This is a genomic window from Modestobacter sp. VKM Ac-2982, assembly GCF_026967935.1.
Classification (GTDB): Bacteria; Actinomycetota; Actinomycetes; order Mycobacteriales; family Geodermatophilaceae; genus Modestobacter.
In genome coordinates, this window is record NZ_JAPVBL010000005.1 from 212,272 (window position 1) to 236,252 (window position 23,981).

Sequence of the window (23,981 nt, forward strand, 5' to 3'; positions counted from 1 at the left end):
ACTCGGACCGCGCGGATCACTCTAGAGACGGGTCGGGTCCGGTTCCGTCCCGGGGGGCCGGTGGACCGCACCGGGCTGGTCCCTGTTCAGACTGTCGGGTCGTCTCCCCGGTCCAGCGCCTTCCAGGCCGCCTGGTGCCGGTCCTCGTCGGTCTCCGGACGGGCGGGACGGGTCGGGCGGGCCGGCGCCGGTGCCGTCTCCGCCGGCTGTCCGGTGCGCTCGTAGCGACGCCCCATGCCCGGCCACTCCCGGCCGCGGAGCACCACCAGGGCCCCGGCCAGCACGCCGAGGACGCCGGCGACGAGGGCCACCGCCGGCCAGGTGGTCACGGGATCGACGGTCACCTCGGCCTGCCCCAGCCCGATCCCCGACGTGACGCCGGCACCGCCGAGGTCCAGCGAGCCGGTGACCGCCCGCAGGCCGGACCAGCCGAGCACCCCCCCGGACGCCGCGACGAGCAGGCCGACCACGACGCGGCCGGCCCCGCGGACGGCGATGACCGCGAGCGCGGCGGCGAGCAGCAGCAACCCGCAGGCGGCGACCAGCGGGGCGGCCTGGCTGCCGGTCAGCACCTCCGCCGTCGGTGGCAGCGGCGGTTCACGCACGATCGTGACGTCGGCCCACGGCTCCCCCGACGCCGACAGCGCCAGCCCCCCGGACAGCGCGCACAGCAGGACCGCGACGGTGAGCTCCCGCCGTCCCCGGCCGGTGGCCGGAGCCGGCGCCGAGGGCGCGGGGTGGCTCACGGCAGCTCCCGCAACCCCTCCGCGGTGGCGATCGCCGACAGCACGGCACGGGCCTTGTGCCGGGTCTCGGCCTCCTCGGTGGCCGGGTCGCTGTCGGCCACGACGCCGGCGCCCGCCTGCACGTACGCCCGCCCGTCGTGCAGCACCGCGGTGCGGATGGCGATCGCCATGTCCATGTCACCGCTGGCGTCGACGTAGCCGACCGTGCCGGCGTAGAGCGCCCGGCGGGTCGGCTCCAGGGACTCGATGACCTCCATCGCCCGCGGCTTGGGCGCGCCGGAGACGGTGCCGGCCGGGAAGGTCGCGTCGAACACGTCCAGCGCGTCCCGGTCGGCGGTCACTTGACCGGCGACGGTCGAGACCAGGTGCATGACGTGGCTGTACCGCTCCACCCGCATGAAGTCGGCCACCTCGACGGTGCCCGGCTCGCACACCCGGCCCAGGTCGTTGCGGGCCAGGTCGACGAGCATGACGTGCTCGGCCCGCTCCTTGGGGTCCGCCAGCAGCTCCTCGGTGAGCCGGACGTCGTCCTCCGGGGTCGAGCCGCGGGGACGGGTGCCGGCCGGCGGGTGCACCACGGCCCTGCTCCCGGTCACGGTGACCAGCGCCTCCGGGGAGGAGCCGACCACGTCGAACGGCGACTGCCGGCCGGCGAAGCGCAGCAGGTACATGTACGGCGAGGGGTTGGTGGCCCGCAGCACCCGGTAGAGGTCGAGGGCGTCGACGGCGGTGGCCAGCTCGAAGCGCTGGGCCAGCACGGTCTGGAAGACGTCGCCGGCGCGGACGTGCTCGCGCACCCGCTCGACGCCGGCCTCGTACTCCCCCGGCCCCATGTTGCTGGTCACCGGCGGTGCGTCGGCGGTCTCGACCATCGCCACGCCCGGGGGTGCCGCCTCGGCCAGGTCCGCGGCCATCGCGTCCAGCCGTCCGACCGCGTCGTCGTAGCCGCCCGGCGCGCCGCCCAGCACGTTCGCGATGAGGAGCACGGTGCCGTCGGTGTGGTCCAGCACCGCCAGGTCGGTGACGAGCATCAGCGCGAGCTCGGGCATGCCCAGGTCGTCGACCGCGGTCTGCGGCAGCCGCTCGAGCCGCCGGACGACGTCGTAGCCCAGGTAGCCGACCAGCCCGCCGGTCAGCGGCGGCAGGCCGGGGGTGCGCGGCGAGCGGAGCCGGCGGGCCAGGGTCCGGACGGCGGCCAGCGGGTCGGCCGGCAGGTCGTCGGTGAGCCCGGGCAGCGGGTCCCCGAGCCAGGCCGTCCTCCCGTCGGCCTCGGTCAGCACCCCGGCGCTGCGGACGCCGACGAAGCTGTACCGGGACCACTGCTTGCCCTGCTCGGCGGACTCCAGGAGCACGGTGCCCGGGCGGTTGCCGGCCAGCTTGCGGTAGATGCCCACCGCGGTCTCGCTGTCGGCCAGCAACCGGCGGGTGACCGGGACGACGGGGGCGTCCAGGTGGGCGAACTCGGCGCGGGTCGGGCTGGTGCGCCCCAGCTGCAGGCTCATGCCGGTGCTCCGGGCGTGGCCGGCAGCGGGCGGTGGAAGCAGCTGCGCTCGCCGGTGTGGCAGGCCGGGCCCTCCTGGTCGACCAGCAGCAGCAGGGCGTCGCCGTCGCAGTCCAGCCGCACGTCGCGCACCCACTGCCGGTGCCCGGAGGTCTCGCCCTTGACCCAGTACTCGCCCCGGCTCCGGGACCAGTAGGTGGCCCGTCCGGTGGTGAGCGTGCGGTGCAGCGCCTCGTCGTCCATCCAGGCGACCATCAGCACCTCACCGGTGTCGTGCTGCTGCACGACGGCGGCGACGAGGCCGGCGGGGTCGCGGCTGAGCAGCGCGGCCACGGCGGGGTCCAGGGCGGTGTCGGGGGCATGGGCGGACATGCAGGGATCGTCCCACCCGGTGCGTCGCAGCCGGTCAGGCCCTGGCTGACCGGCCGGTCAGGCGAGCGCGGACCGGCCGGTCAGGCGTCGGGCCAGTGCACCCCTGCGGGCGTCTGCTCCGGGCCCGGAGCTGGTGCCGGCGGGTCTGCCCGCCGGGCCCACGCCCGGGCGTCGGGCAGGAAGGTGAGGCCGACCGCCGTCCCCGCCAGGGCGAGGTAGAGCAGCGGCACGAAGCCGAGGACGTCGCCGACGGTCCGCGAGGAGAGGTCGTCGAGCACGAACACCCAGTACAGGCAGAGCGCGACCTGGACGGCGCCCGCAGCCAGCAGCCACCGCCGGTCGCCGTTCAGCTGCCGCAGCCCCCCGACGACCAGCAGCGCCACCAGGGCCAGCTGGGCCAGCGCCGTCCAGCTGCCGACGCCGGCCGAGGGCCCCCGGGCCAGGCTGACCAGCGCGCTGAACGCCAAGCCGTAGATCGTGCCGAGGACCACCAGCACCGCGGAGACGAACGCCAGCACCGCAGCAGCGACCACCGCGCCCGGCCGGGCCGGACGCCGCGGCCCGCCCCAGGCTCCCGGCGGACCCCACGGCGGCGGCCCCCATGCCTGCGGACCCCAGCCCGCCGGGCCCCAGCCCGGCGGCGGCGGCCAGCCCTGCGGAGCCGCCCACTCCTGCGGCGGGCCCCACCCCGGCGGCGGTCCCGGCTGGGACGGGTGCCCGTGCCCCGGCTGCGGCGGCGGGGTCCGGTAGGACGGCGGGCCGGTGTAGGGCACGGCGTCCCAGTCGGGTGCGGTCACAGCGCCGCCGCCAGCGCCCGCCCGGCCACCCGGCCGGAGAACAGGCAGCCGCCGAGGAAGGTGCCCTCCAGCGAGCGGTAGCCGTGCATGCCCCCGCCACCGAAGCCGGCGACCTCCCCGGCCGCGTACAGGCCGGGGAACGGCTCGCCGCCGGCCCGCAGCACCCGACCCGACAGGTCGGTCTCCAGCCCGCCGAGGGACTTGCGGGTGAGCACGTTGAGCCGGACGGCGATCAGCGGCCCCGCATCGGGGTCCAGCAGCCGGTGCGGGGCAGCCACCCGGATCAGCTTGTCGCCGAGGAACGTGCGGGCCTGGCGCATCGCGGTCACCTGGAGGTCCTTGGTGAAGTTGTTGGCGATCTCCCGGTCGCGGGCGACGACCTCGCGCTCCACGGTGGCCAGGTCGACGTGCGGGGAGTCGCCGGTGAGCCGGTTCATCCCGGCCACCAGCTCGGGCAGGGTGCGCTCGACGACGAAGTCCTCGCCCTTGTCCAGGAACGCCTGCACCGGTGCCGCCGCACCCGAGCGCACCCGGGTGAGCAGCAGCTTGAGGTCCTTGCCCGTCAGGTCGGGGTTCTGCTCGGAGCCGGAGAGGGTGAACTCCTTCTCCACGATCTTCCGGGTGAGCAGGAACCAGGTGTGCTCGTACCCGGTGGTGCCGATGTGCGCGAGCGTGCCGAGGGTGTCGAACCCGGGGAACAGCGGCACCGGCAGCCGGGAGCCGGTCGCGTCCAGCCAGAGCGAGGAGGGGCCGGGGAGGATCCGGATGCCGTGCCGCGCCCAGATCGGGTCCCAGTTGGCGACGCCCTCGGTGTAGTGCCACATCCGGTCGGGGTTGACCACCCGGCCGCCGGCACCCTGGGCGATCTCCAGCATCCGGCCGTCGACGTGCGCCGGGACGCCGGAGAGCAGCCGCTTGGGCACCGGGCCCAGCCGCGCCGGCCAGTTCTTGCGCACCAGCTCGTGGTTGCCGCCGATGCCGCCGGAGGTGACGACGACGGCCTGCGCCGCGTACTCGAACTCGCCGACCTCGGTGCGGGAGCTGGCCACGCCGCGCGCGACGTCACTGGGCTCCAGGACCGCGCCGCGCACGCCGGTGACCGCGCCGCCGGTGACCACCAGGCCGTCGACCCGGTGCCGGTGCCGGACCTCGACCACCCCGCGGGCAGCGGCGTCGGCGACCCGGCGCAGGAACGGGGCGAGCACACCGGGCCCGGTGCCCCAGGTGATGTGGAACCGGGGGACGGAGTTGCCGTGCCCGGTGGCGGTGTACCCGCCGCGCTCGGCCCAGCCGACGACCGGGAAGAACCGGACGCCCTGCTCGCGCAGCCAGGCGCGCTTCTCCCCCGCGGCGAACTGCAGGTAGGCCTCGGCCCACTGGCGGGGCCAGTGGTCCTCGTCGCGGTCGAAGCCCGCGGTGCCCAGCCAGTCCTGCCGGGCCAGCTCCAGGGAGTCCTTCACCCGCAGCCTTCGCTGCTCGGGGCTGTCGACGAGGAACAGGCCGCCGAAGGACCAGTGCGCCTGCCCGCCGAGGGAGGCGGCCGGTTCCTGGTCCAGCAGCAGCACCCGCTTCCCGGCGTCGGCCAGCTCGGCGGTGGCGACCAGCCCGGCCAGCCCCGCTCCCACCACGATCACGTCAGCGTCGTTGCCCACCCCGGGGACGCTAGCTGGCCCGGGGCACCGGCCGGGCGGTCCGGCGTGTGCGAGTCGTCCAGGCGGGTCGGGCGCACCGCCCGCCCGGGTCGGCCGGCGTGGTCAGCGGGGAGGGACCCCGGCGGGCCGGTCGGCCCAGCGCCGGGCACCGGACGACGACCCGAGCAGCACGGCCGGCAGCGGACCGGCCAGCACGACGGCCAGCGCGGCGACCGTCTCCCCCACCGGCACCAGCTCCCCTGCCGAGCTCACCACCACCAGCAGCGGGCAGCCGACCAGGGTGGCCACCGCGACCCGCACCAGCAGCCGGTGGCCCGCCGCCGGGTCAGCCGCGCGGCACCGACCAGGTGCCCGACCGCGAGCGCGAGCAGCACCGGCCAGGACCACCGCTCGACCGGGTCGAGGTCCGGTGGGCAGCTGTAGGTGATCAGCGCCGTGAACAGGAGGGGGACCGCGCTCACCCCACCCGCCAGGCCGGCGAGGAGCGCGGTCGTCGGGGCGTGGTCGTCCGTCTCGAGCACCCTCAGGACGCCAGGGGCGCCCGCCGGCGCACGGGGCGGTCAGCCGCGATCTGTGGACGACCGGGCGCCCCGCCGGACGGTGACCCAGCGGCGGACGCCGGGGAGCCCGGCGAGCACCGCGGTGCCGGCCGGCAGCACCCAGAGCAGGACGACGAAGCCGTCGGTGTCCGAGCCGAGCCCGGCCGCGACGGTCCCCCAGACGACCAGGGCGAACACCACGGTGGCCGGCACGAGCAGCGCCAGCCAGGAGCGGCCGATCAGCAGCAGCAGCGCGCCGGTCAGCAGCCAGGCCGCGAGCAGCACGGGCGTGGCGATCACCAGCCAGCCGCCGTCGCCGTACTGACCGTTGGAGAAGGCCAGGGCGATGACGCTGAAGAAGGCGCTCAGCAGGGCGGTGAGCACCGCTCCCAGCACAGCGACCAGGGCGGGCAGCGGCGGACGGCGGCGGACCGGAGCGGGGTGCACGGGCGCACGGTAGGGGCTCGGCCGCCGTCCGGGTCCGCCCGCCGGCCGGACGGGCGGGGTCGGCGCCCCACCCGCCCCTCTTGCCCCCGGCGCCGGGTCAGGCGGCGGGTTCGGGCTGCCGGCCGGAGCTGCGCCGCCAGGAGGCGTGCAGCCGCGCATAGGGCCCGTCGGCGTCCACGAGCTGGGCGTGGGTGCCGCGCTGGACCACCCGGCCGGCGTCGACGACCAGGATCTCGTCGGCCCGCTCGGCGGTGGACAGCCGGTGCGCGATGGTCAGCGTGGTGCGCCCGTCGGTGAGCGCGTCCAGCGCACGGGTCAGCCGCATCTCGGTGGCCGGGTCGACCGCGCTGGTCGCCTCGTCGAGCACCAGCAGGTCGGGGTCGGCCACGTAGGCGCGGGCCACCGCGACCAGCTGCCGCTCCCCCGCCGACAGGGACTCCCCGCGCTGGCCCACCGGCGTGCCGACGCCGTCGGGCAGGCCGTCCAGCCAGTCCCGCAGGCCGAGCTCGTCGAAGGCGCCGACGATCTCCGCGTCGGTCAGGTCCGGCCGGCCGTAGCGCACGTTGTCGGCCACCGAGGCGTCGAACAGGAACCCGTCCTGGGGCACCATCACGACCCGTTCGCGCAGCGAGGCGAAGGCCACCTCGTCCAGCGGCACGCCACCGACCAGCACCCGGCCTCCGGTGGGGTCCATCAGCCGAGTGACGAGCTTGGCGAACGTCGTCTTGCCCGACCCGGTCTCCCCGACGATCGCGATGCGGGTCCGGGCGGCGATGGTCAGGTCGACGCCGTCCAGGGCCTTGGCGGCCCCCGCGCCGTAGGCGAAGGAGACGGCGTCGAAGCGCACGTCCAGCGGCCCGTCCGGCAGCGGCCGGCCGTCGGTGGGGTCCTGGACGTCGGGCTCGGTGTCCAGCACGTCGAGGACCCGGCGGAACCCGGCGACGGCGTTCTGTGCCTCGTTGAGCACCTCGCTGGCGGTCTGCACCGGCGCGACGAACAGCGTGACCAGGAAGAGGAAGGCGACCAGGGTGCCGGCGCTGATGTCCCCGGCGATGCCGAGCAGCACGCCGACCACGACGACCGCCGCGTTGGCGACGGCGGCGACGAACTCCCCGCTGACGTAGACGCCGGCGGTCACCTTCTGCGCGTGCACCGAGGCGCGGTAGTGCCGGTCGATGGCACCGTCGAGCCGGGCCGCCGTGCGGGCGCGGACGCCGTAGGCCCGCACCGTCGGCGCACCGACGACGGACTCCCCCACCGCGGCCAGCACGTCACCGACCCGTTCCCGCACCACTCCGTAGACCTCGGCGAGGCGGCGGGCGAAGAACTTGATCGCCACGGCCAGCGGGATGAAACAGATCAGCACTAGCAGCGTCAGCTGCCAGGAGTAGACCGCCATGACGACGGTGGCCACCACGAGCTGGCCGAGGCTGACCAGCCCGAGCACCCCGCCCCACTGCATGAACACCGACAGCTGGTCGACGTCGCTGGTCACCCGCGAGACCAGCGACCCCCGCCGCTGGCCCTGCTGGTGCAGCACCGACAGGTCGTGCACGTGCCGGAACGCCCGGACCCGGAGACCGGCCAGCGCCGTCTCGGTGGTGCGGAACAGCCGGACGTTCATCCGGTAGACGGCGAAGCTGGTGATCAGCACGACGACCGCGCAGATCGCGACCAGGTCGCGGACCAGCTCGATGTCCGGGCCACCGGGCGCGCGCAGCCCCCGGTCGATGGTCTGCTGCACGGCGATCGGGACGACCACCCGGCCGGCGGTGGCGACCAGGGCCAGGGCGAAGGTGGCGGGCAGCCCCTGGCGGAACTCCGGCATCATCCGCAGGCCGCGGCGCAGGGTCGCGGTGGCGGTCTCCGACCGGCGGTCGGTGGCCAGCACCGGCTGGTCGCTCACGCCGGCACCCCCGCGGGCTCGCGCTCGACGGGGCCGGGTTCGGGGGGCTGGTAGGCGTGCACCAGCCGGGCATAGCCGGGCACCCGGGCGAGCAGCTCGGCGTGCGTGCCGCGGGCGACCAGCCGGCCGGCCTCCAGCCAGAGCACCTCGTCGGCCAGCGCGATGGTGGCCTGCCGGTAGGCGACCACGACGACGGTGGCCGGCCGGTCGGTCGCGCGCAGCGCGTCCAGGATGCGGGCCTCCACCGACGGGTCGACCGCACTGGTCGCGTCGTCCATCACCAGCAGCCGGGGACGGCGGACGACGGCGCGGGCCAGCGCCAGCCGCTGCCGCTGCCCGCCGGAGAGGCTGGCGCCGCGCTCCCCGACCCGGGTGTCCAGGCCGTCGGGGAGCCGGGCGACGAAGTCGTCGGCGGCGGCGATCCGCAGGGCCTCGTGGACCTGCTCGTCGGAGTACGGCCCACCCAGGGTCACGTTGTCACGGACGGTGTCGTCGAAGAGGAAGGTCGTCTGGGCGACGAAGGCCACCTGGTCGCTGACCTGGCCCTCGCGGAGGGTGCGCAGGTCGACCCCGTCGAGCAGCACCGCCCCGGAGTCCGGGTCGGTCAGGCGCACCAGCAGCCCGGCGAGGGTGGACTTGCCGGAGCCGGTCGGGCCGACGACGGCGAGCGTGCGTCCGGCGGCGACGTCGAAGGTGACGCCGTCCAGGGTCGGGCGGGCGGTGCCGGCGTACCGGAAGTCGACGTCCTGCAGTTCGAGCACGGCGCCCTGGTCGCCGGCGGGCGCCGCGTCTGGCCCGTGTGGGATCTCCCCGGTGGCCTCGAGCACGGGGGTCACCCGGTCGAACCCGGCCATCGCCCGGGGCAGGTCGGCCAGCACCCAGCCGATGGCCCGGATCGGCAGCGCCAGCTGGATGAACAGGTACGCGATGGAGACCAGGTCGCCGGCATCGGCGGCACCGGCGGCGACCCGCTGGGCACCGATCAGCAGGACCGCCAGAGTGCCCAGGCTCGGCAGCGCCTCCATCATCGGGTCGAACAGGCCACGGACCCGGCCGACCGCGATCAGCCCGTCCCGCAGCTCGTCGGCCTTGACCGCGAAGCGGCTGGTCTCACTGGCCTCGCGGCCCAGCGTCTTGACGACCAGTGCCGCGTCGAAGCTCTCGTGGGCGACCGCGCTCACCTCACCGCGCAGCTGCTGGGCCCGGGCCATCCGGGGTGACATGACCTGGCTGTAGACGGCGTTCATCACGAACACCAACGGGAAGACGACCAGCCCGACCACGGCGAGCAGCGGGTCGGTGAGCACCAGCGCGACGCTGGTGATGGCGACCATGACCAGCGCGCCACAGGCGAAGGGCAGCGGCTGGACGAAGAACCAGGCCGACTCGACGTCGGAGTTGGCGTTGGACAGCAGCTGCCCGGTGGGGTGCCGCTGGTGCCAGGACAGCGGCAACCGGAGGTACTGACCGGTCACCCGGCGGCGGTAGTCGGCCTGCAGCCGGTAGGCCATCATCCCGGCGAACAGCCGCCGGCCGATGATGCCGACGATCTTCAGGACGGCGACGACGAGGATCGCCAGGGCGGCCACCGTCAGCGCGGCGGTGGTGGTGGCCCCCTCGTCGAAGGCCGGCAGCAGCACCCGGGTGGTGATCCCACCGATGACGTAGGCGCTGGCGACCGTCATCCCGCCGTAGAGGCTGCTGCCCAGGAACGCCAGCGCGAAGATGCCCGGTTGCTCGCGCACGGCGCGGCGCACGTGACGGAGCCCGCGCCGGACGACGGCGTCTCTGCGGCGCGGCACAGGGGTCCTCCAGGGATCGAACGGTCGGTGGCGCCAGCCTACGCGCACTCCTTAGTCCCCCTAACGGAATCGGCGGGAGTCCACGACGGGTCGGGCGGTGGCCGGGACGCCGCGGGGGCCAGGTGCGGGTCGCGGGCTGGTCTCGCCGGCGGGCCGCGGGTGGCGGAACGGATATAGCCTCGGCTGGTGCCGACCTCCGCCGTGCCCGTGTCGCAGTCGGAGCGGGCCGCGCTGGCCGACCTGCTGGAGCAGCTGGGGCCCGACCAGCCCACCTGCTGCGAGGGCTGGGCCACCCAGGACATGGCCGCCCACCTCGTCGTGCGCGACCGCCGCCCCGACGCCATGCCCGGGTTCGTGCTGGGTGGGCCGTTCACGCGGTGGACCGACCGGGTGCACGGCCGGGCCCGGGAGCGGCAGGACTTCGCCCGGCTGGTCGCCGACGTCCGGTCGGGGCCGCCGGCCTGGGTGCCCACCTCCTGGCCGGTGCTGGACCGGCTGCTCAACACCGCGGAGATGGTCATCCACCACGAGGACGTCCGGCGGGCCCAGCCCGGCTGGGCGCCGCGCGACCTGCCGCGTCAGGTGCAGGACCAGCTCTGGAAGAGCGTGCCGTTGCTGGCCCGCGGCGGGGCCGCACCGCGGCCGACGGCCGGCCTGCTGGTGCAGCGCAGCGACGTGCCCGACGGCTCGGCGGGCAGCGAGCGTCGGCTGCGCGACGGAGAACCGACGACCACGGTGACCGGTGCCCCGCTGGAGGTGCTGCTCTGGGTGAGCGGCCGCCGCGAGGTCGCCTGCGTGGACCTCACCGTCGACTGACCCTGGGGCCGCCGGTCAGCGCAGTGGGTGGTCGGTCTCCTGCCGGACCTGCACACCGGCGGCCGCCAGCCCCTGCTTGACGTCGCCGACCCGCAGCTGCCCGAAGTGGAAGACGCTGGCCGCCAGGACCGCGTCGGCGCCGGCCGCCACCGCCGGTGGGAAGTGGTCGACCGCGCCCGCTCCCCCGCTGGCGATCAGCGGCACGGTGACCTCGCGCCGCACCGCGGCGATCAGGTCGGTGTCGAAGCCGGTGCGCGTGCCGTCGGCGTCCATCGAGTTCAGCAAAACCTCACCGACCCCCAGCCGGGCGGCCTGCACCACCCACTCGACGGCGTCCCGGCCGGTGCCGCGCCGGCCACCGTGGGTGGTGACCTCGAAGCCGGAGTCGGTCTGCACGCCGTCCCGCACCCGGCGCGCGTCCAGCGACAGCACGAGCACCTGGTTGCCGAACCGGTCCGCGATCTCGGCGATCAGCTCCGGCCGGGTCACCGCCGCGGTGTTCACCGCGATCTTGTCCGCGCCGTTGCGCAGCAGCCGGTCGACGTCGGCGACGCTGCGCACCCCGCCGCCGACGGTGAGCGGGATGAAGACGCTCTCCGCCGTGCGCCGGACGACGTCGTAGGTCGTCTCCCGGTCACCGGAGCTGGCAGTGATGTCCAGGAACGTCAGCTCGTCGGCGCCCTCTGCGTCGTAGACCCGGGCCATCTCCACCGGGTCGCCGGCGTCGACCAGGTCGACGAAGTTGACGCCCTTGACCACCCGGCCGGCGTCGACGTCCAGGCACGGGATCACCCGCACGGCCAGGCTCACGCCGCACCCCGGACTGCGTCTGCCTCGATCTCCACCAGCATCGCCGGGTCGATCAGGGCGGCCACCTGCACCATCGCGGTGGCCGGCCGGACGTCGCGGAAGAACTCCCCGTGCACCCGCCCGACCTCCTCCCAGCGGCTGATGTCGGTGACGTACACCCGGGTGCGGACGACGTCGCCCAGGCCGAAACCGGCCTGCTCCAGGGCGCGCTGCACGCCGGTGAGCGCCACCCGGGTCTGGGCGCCTGCGTCACCGGGGTGCGCGACGACGCCGTCGACCGTCGCCGTCGTCCCGCTCACCCAGGCGCTGTCGCCGTGGGCGACGACCCGGCTGTAACCGACCGCGTCCTCCCAGGGGGCGCCGGAGCCCAGCCGTCGAGCGCTCACCCCAGCTCCTGCGTCAGCGCCAGGGCCTCGGGCAGGGTGAACTGGCCGGCGTAGAGGGCCTTGCCGACGATCGCGCCCTCGACGCCGACCTCGGTCAGGGCCGCCAGCGCGCGGATGTCCGCCAGCGAGCTGACCCCACCGGAGGCGACGACCGGGCGCGAGGTGGCCGCGCAGACCTCGCGGAGCAGCTCGAGGTTCGGGCCGCGCAGCGTGCCGTCCTTGGTGATGTCGGTGACGACGTAGCGGGCACACCCCTCGGCGTCCAGCCGGGCGAGGGTCTCGTACAGCTCCCCGCCCTCCTTGGTCCAGCCGCGGGCGGCCAGCCGGGTGCCGCGGACGTCCAGGCCGACGGCGACCCGGTCGCCGTGCTCGGCGATCGCCCGCGCGCACCACTCCGGGGACTCCAGCGCGGCGGTGCCCAGGTTCACCCGGCGGCAGCCGGTGGCCAGCGCGGACGCCAGGGACTCGTCGTCCCGGATGCCACCGGAGAGCTCGACGTCGACGTCGAGCTCGCCGACCACGCGGGCCAGCAGCTCCCGGTTGGAGCCACGCCCGAAGGCGGCGTCCAGGTCGACCAGGTGGACCCACTCGGCACCGTCGCGCTGCCAGGCCATCGCCGCCTCGAGCGGGTCGCCGTAGGAGGTCTCGCTGCCGGCCTCCCCCTGGACCAGGCGGACGGCGAGGCCGTCGGCGACGTCGACGGCGGGGAGCAGCTGGAGCTTCGACACGGGCACAGCCTAGGGAAGCCCGCCGACAGCCGGATCCGGCCCACCCAGCGGCCGGGGGCGGGCGGATCAGCCGGCCGGCGGCGCGGTGCCCCCGGACGCCCCGGGCCGTGCTGCCCGCACGTCGTCCTCGAGGCTCTGCACCGTCTCCTGCGACACGAACGGCTTGGCCCGGCGCAGCTCGGCGACGCCCAGCGCGGCGAGCGCCCCGGCGCCGGCTCCGCAGACGCCGCTCAGCAGCGCGGCCGAGGCCGGGCGGGGCAGCACGGTGTCCAGGGACCGCAGCACCAGGGCGACCGAGGTCCCCACGGTGACCATGCCGAGCAGCCCGGCCCCGCCCAGCAGCGCCGAGGCACGGCCGGCCCGGCGCGCGCTGTCGGTGAGCTCCTGTCGCACCCGATCGAGCTCCAGGCGCACCAGCGAGGCCGCGTTCCCCTGGAGGCTCTGCACGAGGCCGCCGGTCGGCGCCCCCCGTCCGCTCGTCGTCATCGCTGCCCCTCGGTCGTCGGTGGCGACGGCCGGGAGGTCCCCGGCGGCCGCGGTGCGCTCCTACCCGACCGCGGCACCGACAACCTGTCGGGGGTGTGCGGCAGGGTGCTCGGCATGGAGTCGTGCCGTGGAGTTCGCTGACGTCGTCCGCCGCCGCCGGATGGTGCGGGACTACGACCCCGACCGGCCGGTGCCGCCGGAGGTGCGGGACCGGCTGCTCGAGCACGCGATCCGGGCGCCCTCGGCCGGGTTCAGCCAGGGCTGGGCGTTCCTGGTGCTGGAGACGCCGGCGGAGCGCGACCGATTCTGGACGGCGACCACCGGCCCGGGTGCGCCCGACGGCTGGCTGACCCGGATGCGCCGGGCACCGCTGCTGGTGGTGCCGCTGTCGCACAAGGCCGCCTACCTGGAGCGCTACGCGGAGTCCGACAAGGGCTGGACCGACCGTGACGAGGCCCGCTGGCCGGTGCCCTACTGGGACGTCGACACCGGCATGGCCTCGCTGCTGATGCTGCTCACCGCGGTCGACGAGGGGCTGGGCGCCTGCTTCTTCGGGGTCCCGGCCGAGCGCGTCGACGCGTTCCGTGCGGCCTTCGGGGTACCGGCCGCCTACACCCCGATCGGCTGCGTCTCGGTGGGCTGGCCCGGCACCGAGGACAAGCGGTCCCCGTCGCTCAAGCGCGGCCGGCGGGGCCTGGACGAGGTCGTGCACCGGGGCAGCTGGTGACTGGTTGACTCCCTGCGTGGCCACGCAGACCCCGAGTTCCCGCGCCGTCCTGGTGACCGGCGCCTCCCGCGGCATCGGCCGTGCGATCGCCCTGGCGTTCGCCGGCCAGGGCGACCGGGTCGCGGTGCACTGGGGCGGCTCCCGTGAGCGCGCCGAGCAGGTGCTGGCCGAGCTGCCCGGCACCGGCCACGTGCTGGTGCAGGCCGACCTCACCGACCCCGACGCCGTCGGGCGGATGGTCGACGAGGCCGCCGCGGCGCTGGGCGGGCTGCACGTGCTGGTCAACAACGCCGGCGTCTTCACCGCCCACCCGCCGCTGGAGACCGGGTACGACGAGTGGCAGGCGGCCTGGCAGCACACCCTGGCGGTCAACCTGGTCGGCCCGGCCAACGCGACGTTCCGCGCGCTGCCGCACCTGATCGCCGCGGGTGGCGGCGCGGTGGTCAACGTCTCCAGCCGGGGCGCCTTCCGCGGTGAGCCGGCCAACCCCGCGTACGGCGCGTCCAAGGCCGGGCTGAACGCCTTCGGCCAGTCGATGGCCCTGGCGCTGGCCCCGCACGGCATCTCGGTGGGCACCGTGGCGCCGGGGTTCGTGCAGACCGAGATGGCCCGCGAGGTGCTCGACGGTCCCGGCGGGGACGCCGTCCGGGCGCAGTCCCCCTACGGCCGGGTCGCCCACCCGGAGGAGGTCGCCTCGGCGGTGCTGTGGCTGGCCTCGCCGGGAGCCCGCTTCTCCACCGGCACGATCATCGACGTCAACGGCGCGAGCTACCTGCGCAGCTGACCGGCAGCGAGGCCGCTCCCCGCAGGACCGGGGTCAGATGCTGTCGAGCCAGTTGGTGAGCAGCTGGGCGCCGGCGTCGCCGCTCTTCTCCGGGTGAAACTGGGTCGCCGACAGCGGCCCGTTCTCCACCCCGGCGACGAACCGGTCGCCGTGCTCGGCCCAGGTGACCGCCGGCGGGGTCAGCCGGCCGGTGACGCCGGGCTCGGCCAGCGGGAACTCCCGCACCCCGTAGGAGTGCACGAAGTAGAAGCGCTGCCCCTCGAGGCCGGCGAACAGCGTCGAGCCCTCCGGGGAGGAGACGGTGTTCCAGCCCATGTGCGGCAGCACCGGCGCGTGCAGCTCCTCGACGACGCCGGGCCACTCCCCACAGCCCTCGGTGTCCTGGCCGTGCTCGACGCCGCGCTCGAACAGGATCTGCATGCCGACACAGATGCCGAGCACCGGACGTCCGCCGGCCAGCCGGCGGCCGATGACCTTGGGCCCGTCCACGGCGCGCAGCCCGTCCATGCAGGCGGCGTAGGCGCCCACCCCGGGGACGACGAGGCCGTCGGCCTCCAGCGCGGTCTCCGGGTCGGCGGACACGGTGACGTCGGCGCCGACCCGGGTCAGGGCCCGCTCGGCCGAACGCAGGTTGCCCGACCCGTAGTCGAGGACGACGACCTTCTTCACAGCTGCCACGCTACCCACCAGCCGTTCGCGGCCCACCGGCATTCCCGTGGTGGACGGTGACGTGCTGGAACGGCCCCTCTGCAGGGGCCCGCGGCGAGCCGTGGGGGCAGCGGGGTCCTCGCTCAGACGAGGCGGAGGACGCCCGCCGCCGTCGCCAGCAGGGCGGCCACCAGCAGGATGACGGCGAACGCCACCTGCACCCCGGTGCGCCCGTCGGTGTCGGAGTCGGCCCTGAAGATGCTGTACGCGCCGCCGAGCAGGAACCCGCCGACGACCATCAGGGCGACGCCGAAGTTCACGAGCTCACAGAGCGCCCTTGGTCGAGGGTACGTCGGTCACCCGCGGGTCGAGGGCGACGGCGGTGCGCAGCGCGCGGGCCAGGGCCTTGAACTGACCCTCGACGATGTGGTGGGCGTCCCGGCCGGCGTAGAGCACCCGCACGTGCAGGCTGATCCGCGCGTTGAACGCGAAGGACTCCAGCACGTGCTTGGTGAGGCTGGTCGGGTAGTCGGGCCCGATCATCGGCGTCATGTCCGCGGGCTCGGCGTGCACGAAGTACGGCCGGCCGGAGAGGTCGACGGCGGCCTGCACCAGCACCTCGTCCATCGGGATGGTGGCATCGCCGTAGCGGGTGATGCCGCGCTTGTCGCCCAGCGCCTCGGCGAACGCCTGGCCCAGTGCGATGGCGACGTCCTCGACCGTGTGGTGGGCGTCGATGTGCAGGTCGCCGTCGGCGTGCACGGTCAGGTCGATCCCGCTGTGCTTGGACAGCGCGGTGAGCATGTGGTCGTAGAAGCCGACCCCGGTGGCGACGTCGGCCACACCCGTCCCGTCGAGGTCGAGCTCGACCACGAGCTTGGTCTCGTTGGTCGTGCGCTCGACGCGTGCAGTGCGGTTCATGCCGTCGATCCTCCCAGAGAGCTGCGGTGCGCCGGTGCGACCTCACCCAGCGCGGTGAGGAACGCGTCGGTCTCCTCGGTGGTGCCGGCGGTGACCCGCAGCCAGCCGGGCAGGCCGACGTCGCGCACGAGCACCCCCCGGTCCAGCAGCGCCTGCCAGGCCGCGGCGGAGTCGGTGAAGTGCCCGAACAGCACGAAGTTGGCGTCGCTGGGCACGCTGGTCAGCCCCATGCCCGGCAGCGCGGCGACGATCCGGTCCCGCTCGGCCTTGACCAGGTCGACCGTGGCCAGCAGCTGCTCGGTGTGCGCCAGCGCGGCCCGCGCCGCGGCCTGGGTCAGCGAGCTGAGGTGGTAGGGCAGCCGGACGAGCTGCAGGGCGTCGACCACGGTCGGGTCGGCGGCCAGGTAGCCCAGCCGCAGCCCCGCCATGCCGAACGCCTTGCTCATCGTGCGGCTGACGATCAGCCGTGGGCGCCCGGGCAGCCGCGAGAGCGCCGAGACCGTGCCGGTGCGGGCGAACTCCGTGTAGGCCTCGTCCACGACCAGGACGCCGTCGGTGACCTCGTAGAGCGCGGCGATGGTGTCCAGCTCCACCGCGGTGCCGGTCGGGTTGTTCGGGCTGGTCACGAAGACGACGTCCGGCCGCACCTCGCGCACCTGGGCGGCGGCGGCCGCCGGGTCGATGGTGAAGTCGGCGCGGCGGTGACCGTCGACCCAGGCGGTGCCGGTGCCCGCGCTGAGGATCGGGTGCATCGAGTAGGACGGGGTGAAGCCCAGCGCCGTCCGGCCGGCGCCGCCGAAGGTCTGCAGCACCTGCTGCAGCACCTCGTTGGAGCCGTTGGCCGCCCACACCTGCGCCGGGTCGACCTGCTCGCCGCTGGTCCCGGTCAGGTAGGCGGCCAGGTCGGCCCGCAACGCCGTGGCGTCCCGGTCGGGGTAGCGGTTGAGGCCGGTGGCCGCCTCGGCCAGGGCCACCTGGAGGTCGGCCAGCAGCGCCGGGGGCAGCGGGTGCGGGTTCTCGTTGGTGTTGAGCCGGTGCTCGGCCGGTGGCTGCGGCGCGCCGTACGGCGACCGGCCACGCAGCTCCGGCCGCAGCGGGAGCGCCTCCATCGCGGTCACGACCGGGACGGCGACTGCTGCCGGGCCCGCACCGCGGCAGCGTGCGCCGGCAGGTCCTCGGCTCCTGCCAGGGCGTCGATGTGCCCGGCGACCTCGGCGAGGGCCTGCTCGTCGTACTCGACCACGTGGATGCCGCGGAGGAACGTCTGGACGCTGAGCCCGCTGGAGTGCCGGGCGCAGCCGCCGGTGGGCAGCACGTGGTTGGAGCCGGCCGCGTAGTCACCGAGGGAGACCGGGGCCCACGGGCCGACGAAGACGGCGCCGGCGTTGCGCACCCGCATCGCCACCTCGCGGGCATCGCGGGTCTGGATCTCCAGGTGCTCGGCGGCGTAGGCGTCGACCACGGCCAGCCCGGCGTCCAGGTCGTCGACCAGCACGATGCCCGACTGGGTGCCCCCGAGCGCGGTGGTGATCCGGTCGCTGTGCTTGGTGGCCGCCACCTGTCCGGGCAGCAGCTCACCGACGGCGTCGGCGAGCTCCTCGCTGGTGGTGACCAGCACCGCACCGGCCAGCGGGTCGTGCTCGGCCTGGCTGATCAGGTCGGCGGCGACGTGCACCGGGTCGGCGGTGTCGTCGGCCAGGACGGCGACCTCGGTCGGGCCGGCCTCGGAGTCGATGCCGATGAGGCCGCGCAGCAGTCGCTTGGCCGCGGTGGTGTAGACGTTGCCCGGCCCGGTGACCAGGTCGACCGGTGCGCAGGAGCCGGCGCCGTAGCCGAAGACGGCGATCGCCTGGGCCCCGCCCACCGCGTACACCTCGGTGACGCCCAGCAGCGCGCAGGCCGCCAGCACCCCGGGGTCGGGCAGGCCTCCGTTGTCCCGCTGCGGCGGGCTGGCCACCGCGATCGAGGTCACCCCGGCCAGCTGCGCCGGGACGACGTTCATGACCACCGAGCTCAGCAGCGGGGCCAGCCCACCGGGCACGTAGAGACCGACCCGGCGCACCGGCACCCAGCGCTCGGTGACGGTCCCGCCGCGCACCACGTCGGTGGTGACGTCGGTGCGGCGCTGGTCGGAGTGCACGATCCGCACCCGGCGGATCGACTCCTCCAGCGCGGCGCGCACCGCCGGGTCGACGATGGCCAGCGCCTCGTCCAGCGCGGCCTGCGGCACGGCCATGTCCGGGACGTCCACGCCGTCCAGCCGCGCGGTGACCTCCCGGACCGCTGCGGCGCCGCGCAGTCGCACGTCCTCGCAGATCGGCCGGACGACGTCGAGCACCGAGTCGATGTCGACGCCGGCACGCGGCAGCAGCTGGGCGAGCTCACGCGGCCCGGGCAGAGCAGGACCACGCAGGTCGATGCGGGACAGCACGGAGCACCTCCGGGTAGAACGGGAGAACACCCCACGGTAGACGGCGGGTGCACCGGCCCCGCTGCCCGTAGGCTCCCGGCGTGCGCGAGGAGGAGGGAACCGGAGACCGCGAGGTCATCCCGCTGTTCCCCTTGGAGACCCCACTGTTCCCCGGTGTCGTCCTGCCGCTGAACATCTTCGAGCCCCGGTACCGCCAGCTCGTCGCCGACCTCTCCGCCCTCCCCGAGGGCGCCCCGCGCCGGTTCGGCGTGGTGGCGATCCGCCAGGGCTGGGAGGTGGAGCGCGTCGCGCCCGCCGAGGCGCTCTTCGACGTCGGCTGCACCGCGGTGCTCCGGGTGGTCGCCCCACAGTCCGACGGCGGGTACCAGGTGGTGACCGTCGGTGGTGAGCGGTTCCGGCTGCTCGACGTCCTCGCGCCGGCCGAGGTGGCCGAGCACGGCGGCGAGGCCGGCGCGGCGCCGACGTACCTGCGGGCGGTCGTCGAGTGGCTGCACGAGGAGGAGGCGGCCGAGGAGGCCGCCGGGGACGCCGAGGGGCTGGTCGGCGTGGACGTCACGCCCGGACACGGGGCCGACGAGGTCGTGACCGAGGTGGCCCGCGGGTCGCTGGAGCTGCTGGCCGGGAACGTCCGCGACCTCTTCGCCCGCTACGTGGCCGACGTCGCCGTCCGCCAGGGCGGCGGCGACGGGTTGCCGGACGAGGTGCTGGAGGCACTGACGTCGGAGGACCTGGTGCCCGAGGACGATGCCGCCCCGGCCGGGATCGCCGACACCGCGGCCCTGCTGCGCGAGGTCAGCGACGACGCCCGCGGCCTGTCCTACCTGGTGGCCTCGGTGGCCCTGCTGACCAACGAGGACCGGCAGGCGCTGCTGGCCGAGTCCGCGACCCGCCGCCGGCTGGCCATGGAGTCCCGGATGCTGCGCCGGGAGCTGACCCTGCTGCGGACCCTCGGCGCGGTGCCGGTGCCGCTGCGCCAGTTCGCCACCCCGATGACCCCGAACTGATCGAAGGACCCCTGCTCGTCGGCCCCGTCCAGAGGCTCACCCCGAGCTCGCGAGGGGTGAGGAGGACGGGGTCCTTCCGCTACGGTCGGCGGGTGGTTGCCGGGGGCACCGGCGGGAGCGGGAGGCGGGGCGGCCGTTGCTGCTCGGCTCGCGGGGTGTCGTCGGGGCGGCCGAGGTCGTCGTCGGGGGTGAGCGCCGTGGCCACCAGGTAGGTGAGCACGGCGGCGAAGGGCCCGATGGCCAGCGCCGCGGTCGCGGCCAGGTCCACGCCGGTGGTGATCGTCCGCCCCACCTCGGCGAGCTCGCCCTCGGTGGGCCCCGCCCCCAGCAGCTCTCCCACCTGCCAGGCGACGACCCCGGCACCGACCATCCCGCCGGCCAGGCCGATCAGCGCAGGCACACCGCGGCGGCGACGCATCAGCCACACCAGGACACCGGCCACCACCCCCAGCCCGGCCAGCACCAGGACGTACACCCCGTCGTCGGCGAAGAGGACCTCGGCGCTCGGCACCCCGACCACCGGCACGACCTGGGTCTCGGTGACCCGGTAGTCGGCCCGCGGGGCCAGCCAGGCCCACAGCGCACCGGCCCCCAGGCCGGCGACCGTGAGGGCCAGCACGGTGATCAGCCCGGCCCGCACGTCCTCGGGGCTGCCATGCAGGCCGGTCACCCACCCGGCCCGGGTCGCCGGCTGCTGGGGCACCCAGCCCGGTGGCGGCGTCGCGGGCCGGGACGCCGGCGGAGCGCCGGGACCGGCCGGTGCACCCGGCGCCGGCCCGGCGGTACGGGGATCGGTCACCGGTCCAGTGTCGCTGGCCCGGCTGTGTGCCTCGACTCAGGCTGACCCCCGGCCCCCTCCGAGGCTCCGCCGCTGGGTGCGGGCGGGCGGGAGGCAGCGGGGGCCGCCGTCACAGGAGGGCGACGCTGGTGGGGCCCAGGAGCGCCTTGATGTCGCCCATCAGCGCGGTGCTGGGCTGGACCCGCAGCCCCTGGTCGAGGCGCAGCACCGTCTCGCGGCCGCCGTTGAGCAGCTTGAGCTGGACCTCGGTGGTGCCCGGGTGGCTGCCGAGCACCTCACGGAGCCGCTCCACCACCGGCGGCGTGCAGCGGGCCGCCGGCATGGAGACCAGCACCGGCCCGCGGGGCCCGTCGGTGACCTCGGGGACGTACACCTCGGAGGCGAACAGCGAGGGCGTGTCGTCCCGACGGCTGATCCGCCCCTTGACCACCACGATCTGGTCGCGGACCACCTTGTCCTGGACCTGCGCCCAGGTCTTGGGGAAGAACAGCACCTCCAGCCCGGCCTCGAGGTCCTCGATCGTGGCGATCGCCCACGGCGCGCCCTGCTTGTTGGTGCGTGGCCCGACGGCGGTCAGGATGCCGGCGATCGTGACGTTGGCGCCGTCCTCCACGCCGCCGGCGATGATCTCGGCCAGCGCGGTGTCGGCGTGCGAGGTGAGCACGTGCTCCACCCCGTGCAGCGGGTGGTCGGAGACGTAGAGGCCGAGCATGTCCCGCTCGAACACCAGCTTCTCCGACTTCGACCAGTCGGCGGTGGGGATGGCGATGTCCAGCGACGAGCCGAACGGGTCCTCGGCGGTCTCCCCGAAGCTGCCGAACAGGTCGAACTGCCCCTCGGCCTCCTTGCGCTTGACCCCCATCGCCTGGTCCACGGCGTTGGCGTGGATCGCGGCGATGCCCTGCCGGGAGTGGCCCATCGAGTCGAAGGCGCCGGCCTTGGCCAGGGACTCGATGACCTTCTTGTTGCAGGCCACCGTGTCGATCTTCCGCATGAAGTCGGCGAAGTCCTTGAACGCGCCCTTCTCCTCGCGCGCCCGCACGATCGAGTCGACGACGTTGTGCCCGACGTTGCGCACCGACGCCATGCCGAAGCGGATGTCGGTGCCGACGGCGGTGAAGTCCCAGGAGGACTCGTTGACGTCCGGCGGGAGCACCTTGATGCCCATCCGGCGGCACTCGGCCAGGTACACCGGCCGGCGGTCCTTGTCGTCGCCGACGCTGGTGAGCAGCCCCGCCATGTACTCGGCCGGGTAGTTGGCCTTGAGGTAGGCGGTCCAGTAGGAGACCAGGCCGTAGGCGGCCGAGTGCGCCTTGTTGAACGCGTAGTCGGCGAACGGGACCAGGATGTCCCAGAGGGTCTTGACCGCCGCGGCGGAGTAGCCGTTGGCCTTCATCCCGGCCTCGAAGCCGACGTACTCGGCGTCCAGGACCGACTTCTTCTTCTTGCCCATCGCGCGGCGCAGCAGGTCGGCCTTGCCGAGGGAGTACCCGGCGACCTTCTGCGCGATCGCCATGACCTGCTCCTGGTACACGATGAGGCCGTAGGTCTGGCCGAGGATCTCCTCCAGCGGCTCGGCCAGCTCCGGGTGGATCGGGGTGATCTCCTGCTGACCGTTCTTGCGCAGCGCGTAGTTGGTGTGCGAGTTCGCACCCATCGGGCCGGGCCGGTAGAGCGCGCCGACGGCGGAGATGTCCTCGAAGTTGTCCGGGCGCATCAGCCGCAGCAGCGACCGCATCGGGCCACCGTCGAACTGGAAGACCCCGAGGGTGTCACCGCGACCGAGCAGCTCGTAGGTCTTCTTGTCGGTGAGGTCCTTGCTGATCTCGTCGAGGTCGACCGGGTCCTTGCCGTTGATGACGATGTTGCGCAGCGCGTCGTCGATCACGGTCAGGTTGCGCAGGCCCAGGAAGTCCATCTTCAGCAGGCCGAGGGTCTCGCAGGTCGGGTAGTCGAACTGCGTGATCACCGCGCCGTCGGCCTCGCGGCGCATGATCGGCACGCTGTCGATCAGCGGGTAGCGGCCGATGATGACCCCGGCGGCGTGCACGCCCCACTGCCGCTTCAGCCCCTCGAGCTTGCGGGCCTGGTCGACGACCTCGGCCGCGCCCGGGTCGGACTCGTAGCGGGCCCGGAACTCCCCGGCCTCCTTGTAGCGCTCGTGCTTGGGGTCGAAGATGCCCGACAGCGGGATGTCCTTGCCCATGACGCCGGGGGGCATCAGCTTGGTCAGCTCGTCGCCCACCGAGTACGGCCGGTCGAGCACCCGGGCGGCGTCCTTGATCGCGGCCTTGGCCTTGATCGTGCCGTAGGTGACGATCTGGCTGACCCGCTCCTCGCCGTACTTCTCCGAGACGTAGCGGATCACCTCGCCCCGGCGGCGGTCGTCGAAGTCGATGTCGACGTCGGGCATGGAGACGCGCTCGGGGTTGAGGAACCGCTCGAAGATCAGCCCGTGCTGCAGCGGGTCGAGGTCGGTGATGCCCATCGCGAAGGCGGCCATCGAGCCGGCGGCCGAGCCGCGGCCCGGGCCGACCCGGATGCCGTTGTCCTTGGCCCAGTTGATGAAGTCGGCGACCACGAGGAAGTACCCCGGAAAGCCCATCTGGGTGATGATCCCGACCTCGTAGTCGGCCTGCTTGCGGACGTGGTCGGGGATGCCGGCCGGGTAGCGCTTGTGCAGCCCGGCCTCGACCTCCTTGATGAACCAGGAGGTCTCGTCCTCACCGTCGGGCAGCGGGAACCGGGGCATCAGGTCGGCGCCCTCGGTGAACTGCACCTCGCACTGCTCGGCGATCAGCAGGGTGTTGTCGCAGGCCTCGGGGTGCTCGCGGAACAGCGCGCGCATCTCTGCGGCGGACTTCAGGTAGTAGCCGTCGCCGTTGAACTTGAAGCGGTTGGGCTCGTTCAGCCGGGAGCCGGTCTGGATGCACAGCAGGGCGTCGTGCGCCTGGGCGTCCTCACGGTGGGTGTAGTGCAGGTCGTTGGTGCCCAGCAGCGGGATGCCGAGCTCCTTGGCGATCTCCAGCAGGGCCGGCTTGGTCTTCTTCTCGATGGACAGCCCGTGGTCCATGATCTCGGCGTAGAAGTTGTCCTTGCCGAAGATGTCCTGGAAGTCCGCCGCCGCCTGCCGGGCCTTGTCCACCTTGCCGGCCCGCAGCCACATGTTGACCTCGCCGGACGGGCACCCGGTGGTGGCGATCAGGCCCTTGCCGTACCGCTCCAGCAGGTCGCGGTCGAAGCGCGGCTTGCGGTACTGCCCCTCCAGGCTGGCCAGCGAGGAGATCCGGAAGAGGTTGTGCATGCCCTCCGTCGTGCGGGCCAGCAGGGTCATGTGCGTGTAGGCGGCCTTGCCGCGGTTGTTCCCGCCGTCACCCTCCTCGTCGATCAGCTTGTCGCCGAAGTCGAACGGGGCGCGGTCGAACCGGGAGCCGGGCGTGTAGTAGCCCTCCATGCCGATGATCGGCTTCACGCCGGCGGCCTTGGCGGTCTTGTAGAAGTCGTAGGCGCCGAAGACGTTGCCGTGGTCGGTCATCGCCAGCGCCGGCATGCCCTCGTCGGCCGCGGCCTTGGTGACCTCACCGAGCTTGGCCGCCCCGTCGAGCATCGAGTACTCGGTGTGCACGTGCAGGTGCACGAAGTTCTCTGCGGACGGGGTGCTCACGGTGCGTGGTGCTCC

General features: G+C 74.4%; 25 protein-coding genes. 4 read left to right on the plus strand and 21 right to left on the minus strand.

What is annotated here, in order from left to right; translation table 11 throughout:
* Positions 1 to 86 precede the first annotated feature (86 nt).
* The 10 genes from O2W20_RS18430 to O2W20_RS18475 form a co-directional block, all read right to left on the minus strand.
* Positions 87 to 746, minus strand: a complete 660-nt coding sequence (locus tag O2W20_RS18430) for a TIGR02234 family membrane protein (RefSeq protein WP_269171721.1) — start codon at positions 744 to 746, stop codon at positions 87 to 89.
* Complete coding sequence (locus O2W20_RS18435) at positions 743 to 2,248, minus strand: anthranilate synthase component I (protein ID WP_269171720.1); 1,506 nt, start codon at positions 2,246 to 2,248, stop codon at positions 743 to 745. Before O2W20_RS18435 ends, O2W20_RS18430 begins: the two co-directional genes overlap by 4 nt.
* Complete coding sequence (gene hisI, locus O2W20_RS18440; protein ID WP_269171719.1) at positions 2,245 to 2,619, minus strand: phosphoribosyl-AMP cyclohydrolase; 375 nt, start codon at positions 2,617 to 2,619, stop codon at positions 2,245 to 2,247. The genes O2W20_RS18435 and hisI overlap by 4 nt, the downstream gene beginning before the upstream one ends.
* A gap of 80 nt (positions 2,620 to 2,699) precedes the next feature.
* Positions 2,700 to 3,416: a hypothetical protein gene (locus O2W20_RS18445; RefSeq protein WP_269171718.1), complete on the minus strand. Its 717-nt coding sequence runs from the start codon at positions 3,414 to 3,416 to the stop codon at positions 2,700 to 2,702.
* Positions 3,413 to 5,068, minus strand: coding sequence for an FAD-binding dehydrogenase (locus O2W20_RS18450; protein ID WP_269171717.1), 1,656 nt, complete (start codon positions 5,066 to 5,068; stop codon positions 3,413 to 3,415). Before O2W20_RS18450 ends, O2W20_RS18445 begins: the two co-directional genes overlap by 4 nt.
* A 102-nt stretch (positions 5,069 to 5,170) precedes the next feature.
* Entirely contained in the window at positions 5,171 to 5,356 is a 186-nt protein-coding gene (locus tag O2W20_RS18455; RefSeq protein ID WP_269171716.1) for a hypothetical protein, read from the minus strand.
* Positions 5,317 to 5,589 (minus strand): hypothetical protein, encoded by a 273-nt coding sequence (locus tag O2W20_RS18460; RefSeq protein ID WP_269171715.1) that lies wholly within the window; start codon positions 5,587 to 5,589, stop codon positions 5,317 to 5,319. The genes O2W20_RS18455 and O2W20_RS18460 overlap by 40 nt, the downstream gene beginning before the upstream one ends.
* A 39-nt stretch (positions 5,590 to 5,628) precedes the next feature.
* Positions 5,629 to 6,054 (minus strand): hypothetical protein, encoded by a 426-nt coding sequence (locus O2W20_RS18465; RefSeq protein WP_269171714.1) that lies wholly within the window; start codon positions 6,052 to 6,054, stop codon positions 5,629 to 5,631.
* A gap of 97 nt (positions 6,055 to 6,151) precedes the next feature.
* Entirely contained in the window at positions 6,152 to 7,960 is a 1,809-nt protein-coding gene (locus O2W20_RS18470) for an ABC transporter ATP-binding protein (RefSeq protein WP_269171713.1), read from the minus strand.
* Complete coding sequence (locus tag O2W20_RS18475) at positions 7,957 to 9,705, minus strand: ABC transporter ATP-binding protein (protein ID WP_269171712.1); 1,749 nt, start codon at positions 9,703 to 9,705, stop codon at positions 7,957 to 7,959. Before O2W20_RS18475 ends, O2W20_RS18470 begins: the two co-directional genes overlap by 4 nt.
* A 243-nt stretch (positions 9,706 to 9,948) precedes the next feature.
* On the opposite strand from O2W20_RS18475, the gene O2W20_RS18480 reads away from it, so the two are divergent.
* Positions 9,949 to 10,578, plus strand: a complete 630-nt coding sequence (locus O2W20_RS18480) for a TIGR03085 family metal-binding protein (RefSeq protein WP_269171711.1) — start codon at positions 9,949 to 9,951, stop codon at positions 10,576 to 10,578.
* Positions 10,579 to 10,593: 15 nt separating this feature from the next.
* On the opposite strand, the gene hisF is transcribed toward O2W20_RS18480, so the two are convergent.
* The 4 genes from hisF to O2W20_RS18500 all read right to left on the minus strand — a co-directional run bounded on the left by hisF (position 10,594) and on the right by O2W20_RS18500 (position 12,988).
* Entirely contained in the window at positions 10,594 to 11,388 is a 795-nt protein-coding gene (gene hisF / locus O2W20_RS18485) for an imidazole glycerol phosphate synthase subunit HisF (protein WP_269156940.1), read from the minus strand.
* Complete coding sequence (locus O2W20_RS18490; protein WP_269171710.1) at positions 11,385 to 11,774, minus strand: RidA family protein; 390 nt, start codon at positions 11,772 to 11,774, stop codon at positions 11,385 to 11,387. The genes hisF and O2W20_RS18490 overlap by 4 nt, the downstream gene beginning before the upstream one ends.
* A complete protein-coding gene (priA, locus tag O2W20_RS18495; RefSeq protein WP_269171709.1) occupies positions 11,771 to 12,502 on the minus strand; it encodes a bifunctional 1-(5-phosphoribosyl)-5-((5-phosphoribosylamino)methylideneamino)imidazole-4-carboxamide isomerase/phosphoribosylanthranilate isomerase PriA in 732 nt (243 codons plus the stop codon). Before priA ends, O2W20_RS18490 begins: the two co-directional genes overlap by 4 nt.
* 66 nt (positions 12,503 to 12,568) lie before the next feature.
* Positions 12,569 to 12,988, minus strand: a complete 420-nt coding sequence (locus tag O2W20_RS18500) for a phage holin family protein (RefSeq protein WP_269171708.1) — start codon at positions 12,986 to 12,988, stop codon at positions 12,569 to 12,571.
* 127 nt (positions 12,989 to 13,115) lie between these two features.
* Between O2W20_RS18500 and O2W20_RS18505 the strand changes: the two genes are divergently transcribed.
* Both O2W20_RS18505 and O2W20_RS18510 read left to right on the plus strand, forming a co-directional pair.
* Positions 13,116 to 13,715, plus strand: a complete 600-nt coding sequence (locus O2W20_RS18505; protein ID WP_269171707.1) for a nitroreductase family protein — start codon at positions 13,116 to 13,118, stop codon at positions 13,713 to 13,715.
* 16 nt (positions 13,716 to 13,731) lie between these two features.
* Positions 13,732 to 14,499, plus strand: coding sequence for an SDR family NAD(P)-dependent oxidoreductase (locus O2W20_RS18510; RefSeq protein ID WP_269171706.1), 768 nt, complete (start codon positions 13,732 to 13,734; stop codon positions 14,497 to 14,499).
* A gap of 33 nt (positions 14,500 to 14,532) precedes the next feature.
* Here O2W20_RS18510 and hisH read toward each other — a convergent pair whose 3' ends face one another.
* The 5 genes from hisH to hisD all read right to left on the minus strand — a co-directional run bounded on the left by hisH (position 14,533) and on the right by hisD (position 18,499).
* A complete protein-coding gene (gene hisH, locus O2W20_RS18515) occupies positions 14,533 to 15,177 on the minus strand; it encodes an imidazole glycerol phosphate synthase subunit HisH (protein WP_269171705.1) in 645 nt (214 codons plus the stop codon).
* Positions 15,178 to 15,290: 113 nt separating this feature from the next.
* Positions 15,291 to 15,467, minus strand: coding sequence for a hypothetical protein (locus O2W20_RS18520; protein WP_269171704.1), 177 nt, complete (start codon positions 15,465 to 15,467; stop codon positions 15,291 to 15,293).
* Between the two features lie 4 nt (positions 15,468 to 15,471).
* Positions 15,472 to 16,068, minus strand: a complete 597-nt coding sequence (gene hisB / locus O2W20_RS18525; protein ID WP_269171703.1) for an imidazoleglycerol-phosphate dehydratase HisB — start codon at positions 16,066 to 16,068, stop codon at positions 15,472 to 15,474.
* The gene (locus tag O2W20_RS18530; RefSeq protein WP_269171927.1) at positions 16,065 to 17,177 is read right to left on the minus strand and encodes a histidinol-phosphate transaminase; all 1,113 of its coding nucleotides are present in this window, start codon (positions 17,175 to 17,177) and stop codon (positions 16,065 to 16,067) included. Before O2W20_RS18530 ends, hisB begins: the two co-directional genes overlap by 4 nt.
* Before the next feature lie 5 nt (positions 17,178 to 17,182).
* A complete protein-coding gene (hisD, locus tag O2W20_RS18535) occupies positions 17,183 to 18,499 on the minus strand; it encodes a histidinol dehydrogenase (protein WP_269171702.1) in 1,317 nt (438 codons plus the stop codon).
* Between the two features lie 80 nt (positions 18,500 to 18,579).
* Here hisD and O2W20_RS18540 point away from each other — a divergent pair, with 80 nt between their 5' ends.
* A complete protein-coding gene (locus O2W20_RS18540; RefSeq protein WP_269171701.1) occupies positions 18,580 to 19,503 on the plus strand; it encodes an LON peptidase substrate-binding domain-containing protein in 924 nt (307 codons plus the stop codon).
* A 79-nt stretch (positions 19,504 to 19,582) separates the two neighbouring features.
* Here O2W20_RS18540 and O2W20_RS18545 read toward each other — a convergent pair whose 3' ends face one another.
* A complete protein-coding gene (locus O2W20_RS18545) occupies positions 19,583 to 20,302 on the minus strand; it encodes a DUF2567 domain-containing protein (protein WP_269171700.1) in 720 nt (239 codons plus the stop codon).
* 109 nt (positions 20,303 to 20,411) lie between these two features.
* Complete coding sequence (gene dnaE, locus O2W20_RS18550) at positions 20,412 to 23,966, minus strand: DNA polymerase III subunit alpha (protein WP_269171699.1); 3,555 nt, start codon at positions 23,964 to 23,966, stop codon at positions 20,412 to 20,414.
* Between the last annotated feature and the right edge of the window lie 15 nt (positions 23,967 to 23,981).

Excerpts from the sequence above, each read along its gene's own strand:
- O2W20_RS18435 (WP_269171720.1), bottom strand. The coding sequence starts at position 2,248 with ATGAGCCTGCAGCTGGGGCGCACCAGCCCGACCCGCGCCGAGTTCGCC.
- hisI (WP_269171719.1), bottom strand. The coding sequence starts at position 2,619 with ATGTCCGCCCATGCCCCCGACACCGCCCTGGACCCCGCCGTGGCCGCG.
- O2W20_RS18500 (WP_269171708.1), bottom strand. The coding sequence starts at position 12,988 with ATGACGACGAGCGGACGGGGGGCGCCGACCGGCGGCCTCGTGCAGAGC.
- hisB (WP_269171703.1), bottom strand. The coding sequence starts at position 16,068 with ATGAACCGCACTGCACGCGTCGAGCGCACGACCAACGAGACCAAGCTC.
- O2W20_RS18530 (WP_269171927.1), bottom strand. The coding sequence starts at position 17,177 with ATGGAGGCGCTCCCGCTGCGGCCGGAGCTGCGTGGCCGGTCGCCGTAC.